Genomic DNA, 11,238 nt, shown 5'->3' with positions numbered 1-11,238 from the left:
CCAACCCATAATGGAGCTCGTAATCCCCAGCCTAAATCAATACACAATCCACCAAGAAAAGAGCCGATGACCACACCAAGTGTTATCACGGAGGTGTGAATTGTATTAACCAGTGGGCGACCATTAGCTGTTCGCATAACTCGAGTGACCATAGCCGGGTTCATCGTTACTCCAACTAATCCGATACCAATTAGGGATAAGGCTGCAAGTGATTTGTTATCAGCAAACAAGCCAAAGAGCAGGAGAAATAGGGTAAGAGAAATTAAGCCGATGGTTAAGACTGCGATGGTATGGCGATCTGTGAGTTTACCTACTACGATATTGCCCACTATTGGAGCTGTTTTGGAATAAAGGTTATGAAGGTACACAACTTGTTGATCTCACGGTTGCGATGAATATCAATCCACCGAGTTTCTATTCGGCGTTTGGCAGTAAGAAAAAAGCCTTTTATGCAGCGGTTGAACTCTACATTAAAACAGTCGGGGCTAAAGTGATGGACAGTCTTAATGAGGCTGTTGATGTAAGGGAAGGTGTGCGAGTAATGTTAGAACGCTCTATCGATGTGGCGACTTCGAACCGAGCTGGTGGATGTTTGCTTATTTTAGGAGTTATTAACAATTCTCAAGAAAATGAGGATGTTCATGCTTATCTTAAAACTGTGCGTAAAAACACACTAGCGTTGATTCATAGTCGGATAGAAAAAGGGGTAAAGGATGGTGAGTTACCCAATGATACCAATGCTGGAAAATTGGCATCATATTTTTTTGGGATTATGCAGGCTATTTCATTGCAGTCACGTGATGGTGTGTCAAAAGAAGAACTTATGAGTTTGATTGAGCCGGCAATGGCTGCAATACCTTCTTGAATTAATTGATACCAGAAATATTGCAACCTGATAAAAGTAAACCCAAAGAGTCGTTATTATAATTCATCCCAATGATGAATGATCTGCCCAACAATACCGTAATCACGGGCTTCTTCTGGCTCCATCCAGTAATTCTGATCGGTATCTTTTGCGACCTTATCAAAGGATTGATAGGTTGCTTTACTGATCAGCCGGTTTATCCGGTTACGAATTTTTATTATTTCTTTGGCTTCGATTTCGATGTCTGAGGCGCAGGGTGAGAGCGTGAATTTTTTGTTAACAAAATTTAGGGTTGACGGATAAGAAAAAACATCATCTCATCCTTCTTTTTTTAGGAAGTATTCTCATGAGCATCAATGCCTTTTCTCAATATTTCAGTACGTTAACAGACCCTCGCCAGTCGTCTAAGATCAGTTATCCTTTGTTTGATATCCTTTTTCTGGCAATTACATCCATCATCGCCGGCGCGGAAGGATGGGAAGATATTGAAGATTTCGGCGAAACGTATCTGGACTGGTATCAAAAAAAATCACTTTTCCCGAATGGAATACCGGGACATGATTCTATCGCTCGACTTATTTCTCGTCTCAATCCTGTTGAGTTTCAGCACTGTTTTATCCAGTGGGTTCAAGGGATTAATGAACGTTCTGAAGGGGAAATTATCGCCATTGACGGGAAAACATTGCGGGGAACTTATCACGGCAAGGATCGGCAGTCGATGTAAGTGCGTTTGCCACCCAGAATGGCGTTGTGATGGGGCAATTGAAGACAGACAAAAAGTCCAATGAAATCACTGCGATCCCTAAATTACTCGGTTTGGCGGATGCGGTCTATCGAACCATCGGGAACAGAATCAACCAAATTCCTGATATGTCGTTTTTTGAATCAGGTAACAATTATCAAAAATTCCCCAACGGTATGGTTTTGCAGTGGGGTATCGCGGTAGCGGGGAGTTCTACATCAACGGGAATTAAAACATTATTTCCGTATCAATTCCCAACCGGCGTTATTGCGATCGCAACAGGACAGCGCGAACCCGCATTTACACCCACAAAAATTCCGCACGCAGTTGGTTTTGCTGATATGTCCCGTTTGGGATTTACAGCCAAATCTGCCGCAGGTGCCGACGATACGTTTGACTACATAGCGATTGGATATTGATATGAAAAAATATTTGTTTAGTCGTTCCACACTGAGTTTTTATCCGGTTTCATGGTTAGCGGAATATAACGCGGCGGGTACACTGCCAGACGATGTGATCCCCGTTGCTGATGAATTAGTTTTTGAATTCAGTCAATCTGTTGCCGGAAAACAGCGGGGTGTCGATACTCGCGGTCTGCCATGCTGGGTTGATATTCCACCGCCAACACAGGCAGAATTGCAGCAACAGGCAGAACGGCAAAAACAATACCTAATGTCTCAGGCCGCAAACTCAATCGCTCCACTACAATATGCTGTCGATCTCAACATGGCAACGGACACAGAGCTATCGGCACTGACCGAATGGAAAAAATATACCGTATTATTAAACCGTGTAGACTGTTCGGCTGCACCCAACATTGACTGGCCTAAAGCGCCAGAATAACAATCAGGGGCACGTAGCCCCTATACTCATTTCGGCTGTTCCGGCCATACGATATCGGGTGCAGTAGCGCAATCCACCCGATTGAGCAGCACCCGATATTTGCGCCAGGCAGTTAATGCGGATTTTTCGGTGTCGGTGGCCATATCGAGATCGACGGCGTCCTGATAAATATCAATTTTGGCGATGGCTGTATCTAACAATTGTCGTTTCCGGGATCCCGCCTGTTGCTGTTCATGCTGGTGTTGCGCCTGAGTATCTGTCACCCACTGTTTGCCATTCCAGTTGTCAAATGGTGTTGCGGGTGCCTCTGGTGTTGTTTTCGACGGATAATCACCGAGTGCTGTAATCACCTGTGCGGCACCTGTTTCAATACTGTAAACAGTTTCGCCGCGGTGATCTGCGACGTACTCCCACGCGGACAAATCCTGTGAGCGGCAAATAGCATAACCCTGTTTGGGGGCATCCGGTGCATCAATACAGGAATGCGCGGGGACACCAACACCTATAGGTAAAAATTCAACCGATGAGGAAATATATTCCCGCGTCTCGCTGTGATAGTTGAAAACAGTAATATTACCCGCGACAGTGGCAATATTATTTTTGTCTAATTTTGCAGTCATTATGCGGCTCTCACAATGTAGTTAAATGCGACATTACGTGGGCGAGTTTCGTTCGCAGTAGAAAAACCACCGTGAACGCTCGCACTATATGTTCGGAATGTGTTCATATTCCACAACCCAAAATTATTGCCCACTGACGCATCAACAGGGATGGCAAAATTATTCGATTTGGAATCGTTAAATGCTGTTGTAATCCCACGTTCAGCCACATCTACAGCGGAACCTGTGGTTGTCGGTAGCGCGTGGTAATGGTCTTGCATCGCAAAATTTTGCGCGCTGAGGAGGGCGCGTCTGATATCAACATTTCTGCCATCATCCCACCCACGAATAAATTCCCCGCGTAAATCCGGTAATCGTAGTGCGGGGTATACCCGTGCCAGTTCGGGGTATTGAGCAGCCGTAAACGTAGCGCCATTACATTTCATCCACCCAGCCGGCGGCGTTGCTAACGGCCACGGAATCGGCACACCAACGGGTACGGCTGAGCCTGACGCTAAACCGAGGTTTTTCACAAACGCCTGTTTATCTGGAATATCCGCACCGTTCTTGTTTTTTTCCAGACGAGTATTGGCATTATTATTCGCCACATTAGCCAAATCATAAGCTGTCTTTACCGATTTTGGTGTTGCCGCATGAATTTCGCTATTGCTATCCACCGCGCTACTTAGGATCACAAATCCCTTTTCTTTCAGCGTCGCATCAGGATGGTTACGGCTGTTTGCATGTTTCTTAATAGAATCGTCCACATACTCACGCGTAGCCAAAATCACAGACGGGTCAACTTTCAGAGTCACTGCATCAGCGCTGCTGACAATCAAGATCATACGGATAGTCTGTGTACGACCGGAGCCTTCCTGTAATTGTGGTTTATAGGTTTCTGCACAGTTACCTACAGCAATCAGAATGCCATCTTTGTCATACAAGCCGATTTCACGGATCCACCAACCGCCTTCGTTTTCAGGAATAACCTGTTCCGCAATGATTTGGTTAGTGTTTTTCGGATCAATGCTCAGCGTATTAATCGCTGCACGACGTTTTTCATTAATCAATTTGGTTTGTTTAGTATCTGGCGTCGGCAAGCTGCCATCACCATCACCAACAGCCATATGGGTAATTTCAATTTTAGTACCCAAGGCCGCAGCATTTGCTAACTTATCTGCACCTAATTGCGTCAGTAGCGCAAAATATTTGGTACTCATGCTCTAATCCTCATGTCATCAATAATATGTACACCCGCGCCCACAACTTCTGAGCTGGATATTGTTATTTGTTCCGGGAAATAAGGGTAAATCGTCAGTTCGTCACCACTGTAAGTCGCCGCTGAGTAGTGATATTCACCACGTGTATCTAGGTTGATGTCCAATCCAATCAAATGTCGGCTCACTGGCTTAGCATCGAAAATCAGGTTTTCCAACTCTTCGAACATTTCATGGGTAATTCCATTTTCCAATACACCGATATCCAGCCGGAAAGTGCCCGGAGCATCGTTGGTTTGCCACCACTCTTTTACGCGGATGAGATAACCCAATGGCTCGACAACTCGCCGAATCGCACCAATCGTTCCTTTATGTTTATGCAAGAATAGGGAGCTTTTTATCACTTCCCTTTTGATACTTTCAGGCCAACGTTCATCCCAGCGATCAACTGACCACGCCCAAGCCAGATAAGGCAGTAGTGATGCCGGACAAGTATCCGGATCCCACAACTCGCGTAACGGAACCTTGACCTTCTGCAATTCAGCGCAGGCTTTGGCCGCTGCAAGTTCTAACTGAGTCGAGCCTATCGGCAGAAGGCGATCACTCATCCGAACCTCCCATCGTCAGGGTAGTTTTAGTGCAGTAAGATGCCTGCGTTTTATCCAGTACTACGTCTTTTAACGGTGCCTTCAATTCCACGCGCTGGACACCTTCCACATGCAGTGCGGCATAAATCGCTGACAAACGAATGTCACGCCCCAAACGATGCTGTGCTTCAACATAATGTTTCAGTCGCTGTTTTGCTGCCTTGTAGATAGGTTCTGATTCTGGTGTAGGGAAAATGTACAACACCGCATCAATTTCATATTCCACAATGTTTGCTGACTGGACTTTCAGACGATCCGCCACTGGACGCACGTTTTCATCGTTTAGCGTTTTTTCGACTATTTCCAGCAACTCTTTGGAAGCAATACCCTTGTCTTCCCGCGACATAATAGTCACAGTGACATTCGCTGGCGACGGGCTGATTGCCGAAGCGTCAGCGACACGACCATCCGCACTGCGTGCATGGTATTCATACGCGCCGACTGGACCGGCAACACTCAAACCTTCAAAAGCTTGTGGGATACGCACGCGGTAATCGTTGTCAGATTCCATCACTGCTGGTGTCGGTGGCACGGTAGAATTATCCGCAGGATGCAGAACCATACGGGATACGTTGTTGTTCGCCCCCAACTGATCCAAATCGCTGCCTGTTGAATAGGCCACCATCACCGCCCGCGCTGCTTCGTTAACCCGTTGACGCAAGAGCAGCTCACGATAAACGTTCTCTTCCAACAACTTGACCAAAGGTTCAGATTCCAGTTGCAAAGTACGTGCAATGGCGTCTTGCTGATCTTCTGGATAGAGCGAGATCAAGCCTTTTTTACGCTCTTCCAGCAGTTGTTCGTAATCCAGTGGCTCCACCACATCCGGTGGTGGCAACTGGCTTAAATCGATTGTTGGCATGATTTATTACCTCACCGGGAATGGCTCACCGGAATAGAAAGTGAAAATTCCTTGGCGGATTGATGATAACTACCTGTAATATCCACCACCATTTTGCCGTCCTGTCTGGTTTCCATCGTAATGGAGGTCAGTATCACGCGTGGCTCCCAACGGCTGATTGCGGTATAGCTGGCCGCCATAACCTGAAGCCGGAGCGCTGCATTTTGCGGCCAGTCAATCAGCTCTGACAGCAAAGAGCCGTAAGTACGACGTGCGATACGGCTGCCCACAGGGGTTAATAAAATATCGCTGACGGATTGCCGGATATGTGCCAAATCTGTCAGCTCTCGTCCCGTCTGCCGATTCATTCCCAAGTACATCATACGGGGCCTCCTGATGTGTCACCGCCTGACCTGATGCCGGTGTGTTTATGGGAATCCACGACCACGCCATTGGAACTGAAAGTGCCTCCGGTGTGTTCAATATTGCCTGCCATTTTGCCGCCGTTGCGCACAATCAAATTGCCTGTGCTCATTAGCTGCGTACAGATGACCTCCGGTGTATCCAGCGTAATTCGGGTGCTGGCGACACAGGTGATTTCCGGCGCGGTAATATGGACGGAATCCAACGCAGTCACTGTTGCGGTTTTGATGCCAATCACAGTCAATGCACCAGATTGCGGTTCATACTCCATCACAGCACCATCCGGAAACTTGATATACGTCGCTTCAGGTGATGTTGATGGCGCCGGAAATTCATCTGAAAAAATCGCTGGCAATACAAAGGCGGTGGTCAGATCTCCGCCTATGGACAGTAATAAAACCTGCTCACCAACACTGGGCGCCCACCATGTGCGGGAGTTTCCCGCTCTAGATGTCAACCAGTGCAGCCAGTTGGTTTCAAGATTACCTGTCGCGACGCGGCACATTCCCTTTGCGGTATCCACTTGGGTAATAACGCCGGTTCGGATCAGGTTGCGCAATAAGCGCATCAGTTCAGTGAGTTGTGTGTTCATGACGTAAGAATGCCATGAAATAGCAGGTTGGACATTAAACTGAATTTGTAGGAAACAGCATACAAATCCAGTATAAAAACCTTTTTAAATCAATTAAATAAAAAGACCTCCTTTGGAAAAAGAAGGCCTTAAAAACAGCATTGCTAAGGTGTAATCATTCTGATTTACATTGTTGAACAACATCCCGTACATACTGTTGTAAATAGTCTAATTTGGCTTGATCTTTGATGATGCCGGTTCGGATATCGTAAATAGCACGTCCAGCTTTTGCAGTGAGTTCGACTTGGGTTCCATCGCCCATGCTGCGGGGGCTGGTATCTCGGTTTTGGGTGAGCTGACAGGTAGCAAGGTTAGCGGCGGCGATTTGCACCCGCCGATGACCAGCAACAATGTCAGCACGCAAAGCCGCATTTTCTTCGGAAGCATGAGCTAATTTTCCTGAATAATATTCATCCAATTGTGCAGCCCGATTTTGTGCATCTTTCATTTGCTGAATAGCTGCCAACGTTTCTGAATGGGCTTGTTGGTTGATAGCAACAAGCTGCTCAGCCTGTTGCTGTTTTAAATCCGCCACTTCGCTGAGAAACAGGGTGCGATGTCCCCACCAGCCAAGACTCCCACCAATAACCAAGCTCATAATTAACGGCACCTTTTTTATTGTATTAATTCCCAACAAACCAGTTCAGTCTCCTCTTCAATCCCAAAGCTGGATAATAGGTTTACTGGCAGCAGGTATAAATTCCGGCATTTCAACTTTCGTTCCATGCGGCAGTACTGCCCCACAATCCGCTAATCCAGGATTTGCCTGTAACACACGCTCAGTCATCCCCAATGTGTGACCATAATGACGCCAGCAAATGGCATCTACGGTCTCATTTTGCTGTGCGATAACTTGCATACACTCTCCTTTTTCTTTGCAGAAACCAGTTAGTAAATCGGAGAGTTATGATCAAATAATTAGCGAAATGCTTCAATGCGGTGGGATTGTTAGGTAAGTAGTACAAATAAAGGAAATTCAATCCAAATAAATCAAGAGTAGAAAAGGGTTTCCTGCCCTTGATTTATTTCTTATTACAATGAATTTCTCTTCGTAGGACGGAGTTGATCCTTATCAGTGCTAATCAGATAACCAACTATCATCCTCCCAAACCTCTTGAATGAGTTCCATCATGTGATCGTGTTCACTGCTTTTTTTAGTCCCTGTCACTCTTACGGAGGTGCTGCTGCTAATTCCAATTCTAAAATTTGTATCAGGATAGTGTGGTAATATTCTTTTTTTTAGTTCACTTTCTAATGAAGATATGACTGGCTCAGAAATATTAGTTCGTTTATCGAAAAGTATTTCTATTCGCATTTTTTTCTCCTCCAAATCTATTCTTCTATGTGCTCATAATTCCTTAACGTTTTATTACCGTTCTCTTCATTACCTAACAGATTGTTTTCCTGTTTACCCTGGTAACTGTTAAACCTTTTTTCATAAGGTGCAGATAGCTCTGCTATCCAAACCAGTGCCAGCTCTTTGTCTTCCGCATGATTACATTCGCAACTTGTTGCCATTCTAGCAATGAAATTGATACGTTGCGCTACCAATGATTCTATAAGAGATTCCACTGATCTACCTGCCTCCACATAAGAAACTGTATATACATACAGTACATGCAATAAATCTAAATTTGAAGTAATTTTTAACTGTTTTAATAATTAAATTTGATAGTTAATAACTATTATCTGTTGTTTTAACAGAAACATTTACTAATTTAATTTATTTTTCTACTATGATAATTCTATGATTTATCGAATACTTTATCTTTCTACTTACCCTGTTCATTCGTACACTTATTGACCTAACTCGAACTCAAAATTTGACAACTACACCATTGTGATGAGCAATATCTGAGCAAGATTCGCGTTGCCATAAACAACTCCATTTTTCATTTTCCAAATCAGAGTACTTGAAAAATGTACGTATGATTAATCGTTTGTTTTTCCTCTTAGGTAAGATGTTGAATTCATTATCATGGAGAGGACACCGTATATTCGCCATATTTTCCATCAATATTTTTCTACAAGACTTTCCTCAAAATTCCCCGCTATTTCCAACATTCTCTTCATTTCAAACTCTCAATCTATCCTCAATGGCATTTCCGAAATACTTCGATATAGGCATAAAGATTGAAATTTGGGCGTTCATGATGCAATATCTCTCAATGGTTTTCATCTTAACCAATCTGGGCTCACCGAAGATCTTGTATCGAGAAATTAGGCGGGATATCAATAGCTCTTATCTGTACTATCAATGAAAAATACCAATATTGAGATAAAAATGGGGACCGATAGTGGGGGAAGACCTGCTATTGAACGTCTTGTCCGCGCATATGGATTTAAATCACGTCAGGCCCTAAGTGACCATTTGGGCGTTTCCAAAAGCACGATGGCAAACCGCTACCTTCGTGATAGTTTCCCTGCGGATTGGATCATCCAGTGCAATCTCGAAACTGGCGCTTCACTGCTGTGGCTGAGCACGGGTCAAGGAGAAATGTTCCCAGATGGAGAAAGCGGCAAAAAAGCGGAACGGTTGGAAAATATCATTGCCCCATCCATCTCTCGTGTAAAATTATCGGGCGGTAAACTCAATGAAATTAGCCCTGTGATCTTGGACAGCGAGTTGATTTCCAAGGAACTCAAAAATCCACTGGTTGTTGATGATGGTGCCTCATGGTATCTGCTAGATACGCAAGAAGGCAATATTCAAGATGGTTTATGGCTGGTGGATATTGAAGGTATGCACAGTATCAAAAAGATTGTCAAAATCCCAATCAGCAAGATTCGGGTCAGCGATAGCAACGTTACTTTTGATTGTGCAATCAGCGATATCAAATTTATTGGCCGCGTCGCTCTGGTCATATCCAGACAATAAATAATCTGACATAAAACAGTTGCCATCAAGGTTATAGTCATGAGGATAACCTTGATGGCATTCAACCATTTTCATACAAAATCTGAACGCTGAAACCGATACAGAACATGCTCCCTTAATGGATGGTTTTCTTCTAACCCAGGGTGAAGAAATGTTTTTTCATCCCTAACCATACCCAATTTTTTCATGACATTTTCCGAGCGATAATTAGAAACTGTCGTAAAAGCAACAACTTCCTCCAATCCGATTTCTGTAAATGCAAAGTCAAAAATTCTGCGGGCGGCTTCACACGTATAGCCTTTTCCCCAAAATGGCTTGTCCAGACGCCAGCCGATTTCAACAAAAGGTGAGAATGGAAATTTGATGTTCGGGACATTCAGTCCTACAGAGCCGATAAATTCACCATTCTGTTTTAATTCAACCGCCCATAATCCCCAACCACCCTGCGTTTCAAACTTGTGGATACAATTATCAATAAAAATATTGCTCTGCGCTTTAGTCAGTATGTCAGGAAAAAATTCCATTACGTCGGGGTTGCTACTTAAGCGAAAGAAGGGTTCTCTGTCCTCGGCTTTCCAGGCACGGAGCCGCAATCTTTCTGTTTCCAATTCGACAACCACAACGCCTCCTTGATTATCAAGCGTTATTTTTCGCTTTTGGCTTGTCACCTTGATTTTCTCTAATGGAAATCACTCGTTCCATTTCTGGTTTTTTCTTATTATCAACCTGTTCAGATTGACCAAAAAACAACCCGTCGCGTCGAATTGACATACTGCCGCAACGGCTAATGCCCCGTAACTCGCCATGTTCAAGAATATCTAATGTTTCCGCACAGCACGTGCCTTCAACATGACCATCAATGATAATTTCGGGTGCATTCAGCTCACCTTCTACTTTGCCGGCATGCATAATCCGAATGGCACCACCTTTTACACGAATATTGCCAACCACTTTACCCCAGATCTGGATATCTCCTTCCATTTCGACATCCCCTTTGAAAACAGTGTCTTTTGCAATAATGGTATTAGGGCGGATCTCGGCTTCAGGTAATTTTTTCTCTTCAGGCTTGATGCCCATAGCAGGTGTCGCAGAACTGGCAGTTGCTGCCTCGGTTGTTTTTTTTCCAAACATAGCGTTTATTCTCAATTTCATTTTCATAAAGTAAAACACTAAGGCTAAAAAAGATAAAATTGCTGTCATAGTGCAACTAAAATGCGCACCATACAGATATAGTCCCAATGCAATTCCCCAAAGGAGCCATACACTGCATAAAAAAGCATTATCTGAAAAACGATACATTGTCATATTGTTCTCGTTTTTGTGGTTTTTTCTTATATTTCATCAGCAAAATATATCTATACATATGCCTTAGCAGGTAACAGAAACAGGCTGTGGAAGAACATCCTACCATTGTATAAGTATAAAAAACAATCTACGAAGCTATAACAGAGGGATTTATAGCGTTATTACACGGATAAAACTTCTATTTTAGTTTAATCCTCTGATTTTCTATAATTTTTTCACATTTATTAAATAATAACAATCCATAAAT

17 protein-coding genes and 2 pseudogenes are annotated in these 11,238 nt (G+C 43.9%); 5 read left to right on the top strand and 14 right to left on the bottom strand.

All coding sequences use genetic code 11. The features are described from left to right. Positions 1-329: MFS transporter (locus AAC853_RS02105; RefSeq protein ID WP_340613550.1), on the bottom strand; the 329-nt coding region annotated here is incomplete at its 3' end. Positions 330-331: 2 nt separating this feature from the next. Between AAC853_RS02105 and AAC853_RS02100 the strand changes: the two genes are divergently transcribed. Beyond that, positions 332-865: a TetR/AcrR family transcriptional regulator gene (locus tag AAC853_RS02100; protein ID WP_340613549.1), complete on the top strand. Its 534-nt coding sequence runs from the start codon at positions 332-334 to the stop codon at positions 863-865. A gap of 56 nt (positions 866-921) precedes the next feature. Here the strand turns inward: AAC853_RS02100 and AAC853_RS02095 are convergent. Next, positions 922-1,116 (bottom strand): annotated as a pseudogene (locus AAC853_RS02095) (ATP-dependent Clp protease proteolytic subunit); the annotation flags it as partial. Between the two features lie 95 nt (positions 1,117-1,211). Between AAC853_RS02095 and AAC853_RS02090 the strand changes: the two are divergent. The 3 genes and pseudogenes from AAC853_RS02090 to AAC853_RS02085 all read left to right on the top strand — a co-directional run. Continuing rightward, a pseudogene (locus AAC853_RS02090) lies at positions 1,212-1,690 on the top strand (ISAs1 family transposase); the annotation flags it as partial. A 45-nt stretch (positions 1,691-1,735) separates the two neighbouring features. Continuing rightward, a complete protein-coding gene (locus tag AAC853_RS17755) occupies positions 1,736-2,026 on the top strand; it encodes a gp53-like domain-containing protein (RefSeq protein ID WP_422824167.1) in 291 nt (96 codons plus the stop codon). 1 nt (position 2,027) lies between these two features. Further along, complete coding sequence (locus AAC853_RS02085) at positions 2,028-2,450, top strand: tail fiber assembly protein (protein WP_340613548.1); 423 nt, start codon at positions 2,028-2,030, stop codon at positions 2,448-2,450. 26 nt (positions 2,451-2,476) lie between these two features. Here AAC853_RS02085 and AAC853_RS02080 read toward each other — a convergent pair whose 3' ends face one another. The 10 genes from AAC853_RS02080 to AAC853_RS02035 form a co-directional block, all read right to left on the bottom strand. Next, entirely contained in the window at positions 2,477-3,073 is a 597-nt protein-coding gene (locus tag AAC853_RS02080) for a tail fiber assembly protein (protein ID WP_422824166.1), read from the bottom strand. Continuing rightward, the gene (locus AAC853_RS02075) at positions 3,070-4,269 is read right to left on the bottom strand and encodes a phage tail-collar fiber domain-containing protein (RefSeq protein WP_340613546.1); all 1,200 of its coding nucleotides are present in this window, start codon (positions 4,267-4,269) and stop codon (positions 3,070-3,072) included. The genes AAC853_RS02080 and AAC853_RS02075 overlap by 4 nt, the downstream gene beginning before the upstream one ends. After that, positions 4,266-4,874 carry a phage tail protein I gene (locus AAC853_RS02070; RefSeq protein ID WP_338884833.1) on the bottom strand — a complete coding sequence of 203 codons (609 nt, stop codon included), beginning with the start codon at positions 4,872-4,874 and terminating at the stop codon, positions 4,266-4,268. The genes AAC853_RS02075 and AAC853_RS02070 overlap by 4 nt, the downstream gene beginning before the upstream one ends. Next, complete coding sequence (locus tag AAC853_RS02065) at positions 4,867-5,775, bottom strand: baseplate assembly protein (RefSeq protein ID WP_340613545.1); 909 nt, start codon at positions 5,773-5,775, stop codon at positions 4,867-4,869. Before AAC853_RS02065 ends, AAC853_RS02070 begins: the two co-directional genes overlap by 8 nt. An 11-nt stretch (positions 5,776-5,786) precedes the next feature. Further along, positions 5,787-6,137, bottom strand: coding sequence for a GPW/gp25 family protein (locus AAC853_RS02060; protein ID WP_338884831.1), 351 nt, complete (start codon positions 6,135-6,137; stop codon positions 5,787-5,789). Beyond that, complete coding sequence (locus AAC853_RS02055; RefSeq protein ID WP_338884830.1) at positions 6,134-6,769, bottom strand: phage baseplate assembly protein V; 636 nt, start codon at positions 6,767-6,769, stop codon at positions 6,134-6,136. The genes AAC853_RS02060 and AAC853_RS02055 overlap by 4 nt, the downstream gene beginning before the upstream one ends. A gap of 154 nt (positions 6,770-6,923) precedes the next feature. After that, positions 6,924-7,406 carry a lysis system i-spanin subunit Rz gene (locus tag AAC853_RS02050; protein WP_340613544.1) on the bottom strand — a complete coding sequence of 161 codons (483 nt, stop codon included), beginning with the start codon at positions 7,404-7,406 and terminating at the stop codon, positions 6,924-6,926. A 57-nt stretch (positions 7,407-7,463) separates the two neighbouring features. Continuing rightward, complete coding sequence (locus tag AAC853_RS02045; protein WP_340613543.1) at positions 7,464-7,667, bottom strand: tail protein X; 204 nt, start codon at positions 7,665-7,667, stop codon at positions 7,464-7,466. Between the two features lie 219 nt (positions 7,668-7,886). Beyond that, complete coding sequence (locus AAC853_RS02040; RefSeq protein WP_338884826.1) at positions 7,887-8,123, bottom strand: DinI-like family protein; 237 nt, start codon at positions 8,121-8,123, stop codon at positions 7,887-7,889. A gap of 17 nt (positions 8,124-8,140) precedes the next feature. Then, entirely contained in the window at positions 8,141-8,380 is a 240-nt protein-coding gene (locus AAC853_RS02035) for a hypothetical protein (RefSeq protein ID WP_338884824.1), read from the bottom strand. Between the two features lie 685 nt (positions 8,381-9,065). Here AAC853_RS02035 and AAC853_RS02030 point away from each other — a divergent pair. Next, complete coding sequence (locus AAC853_RS02030) at positions 9,066-9,686, top strand: phage repressor protein CI (protein WP_422824163.1); 621 nt, start codon at positions 9,066-9,068, stop codon at positions 9,684-9,686. A 71-nt stretch (positions 9,687-9,757) separates the two neighbouring features. Here AAC853_RS02030 and AAC853_RS02025 read toward each other — a convergent pair whose 3' ends face one another. Then, the gene (locus AAC853_RS02025) at positions 9,758-10,306 is read right to left on the bottom strand and encodes a GNAT family N-acetyltransferase (protein ID WP_340613542.1); all 549 of its coding nucleotides are present in this window, start codon (positions 10,304-10,306) and stop codon (positions 9,758-9,760) included. A gap of 16 nt (positions 10,307-10,322) precedes the next feature. Beyond that, positions 10,323-10,817 carry a bactofilin family protein gene (locus AAC853_RS02020; protein WP_340613541.1) on the bottom strand — a complete coding sequence of 165 codons (495 nt, stop codon included), beginning with the start codon at positions 10,815-10,817 and terminating at the stop codon, positions 10,323-10,325. Positions 10,818-11,238: the final 421 nt, after the last annotated feature.

The organism is Xenorhabdus thailandensis (assembly GCF_037996785.1).
Lineage (GTDB): Bacteria > Pseudomonadota > Gammaproteobacteria > Enterobacterales > Enterobacteriaceae > Xenorhabdus > Xenorhabdus griffiniae.
Note: the sequence above shows the minus strand (reverse complement) of the source record. Positions and strands in the feature narration are given on the sequence as shown.

What these genes read in the sequence shown, in the direction of transcription:
- AAC853_RS02055 (WP_338884830.1), bottom strand. Translation starts at nt 6,769, where the DNA reads ATGAACACACAACTCACTGAACTGATGCGCTTATTGCGCAACCTGATC.
- AAC853_RS02040 (WP_338884826.1), bottom strand. Translation starts at nt 8,123, where the DNA reads ATGCGAATAGAAATACTTTTCGATAAACGAACTAATATTTCTGAGCCA.
- AAC853_RS02050 (WP_340613544.1), bottom strand. Translation starts at nt 7,406, where the DNA reads ATGAGCTTGGTTATTGGTGGGAGTCTTGGCTGGTGGGGACATCGCACC.
- AAC853_RS02030 (WP_422824163.1), top strand. Translation starts at nt 9,066, where the DNA reads ATGAAAAATACCAATATTGAGATAAAAATGGGGACCGATAGTGGGGGA.
- AAC853_RS02045 (WP_340613543.1), bottom strand. Translation starts at nt 7,667, where the DNA reads ATGCAAGTTATCGCACAGCAAAATGAGACCGTAGATGCCATTTGCTGG.
- AAC853_RS02065 (WP_340613545.1), bottom strand. Translation starts at nt 5,775, where the DNA reads ATGCCAACAATCGATTTAAGCCAGTTGCCACCACCGGATGTGGTGGAG.
- AAC853_RS02085 (WP_340613548.1), top strand. Translation starts at nt 2,028, where the DNA reads ATGAAAAAATATTTGTTTAGTCGTTCCACACTGAGTTTTTATCCGGTT.
- AAC853_RS02060 (WP_338884831.1), bottom strand. Translation starts at nt 6,137, where the DNA reads ATGATGTACTTGGGAATGAATCGGCAGACGGGACGAGAGCTGACAGAT.
- AAC853_RS17755 (WP_422824167.1), top strand. Translation starts at nt 1,736, where the DNA reads ATGTCGTTTTTTGAATCAGGTAACAATTATCAAAAATTCCCCAACGGT.
- AAC853_RS02020 (WP_340613541.1), bottom strand. Translation starts at nt 10,817, where the DNA reads ATGTTTGGAAAAAAAACAACCGAGGCAGCAACTGCCAGTTCTGCGACA.
- AAC853_RS02075 (WP_340613546.1), bottom strand. Translation starts at nt 4,269, where the DNA reads ATGAGTACCAAATATTTTGCGCTACTGACGCAATTAGGTGCAGATAAG.
- AAC853_RS02070 (WP_338884833.1), bottom strand. Translation starts at nt 4,874, where the DNA reads ATGAGTGATCGCCTTCTGCCGATAGGCTCGACTCAGTTAGAACTTGCA.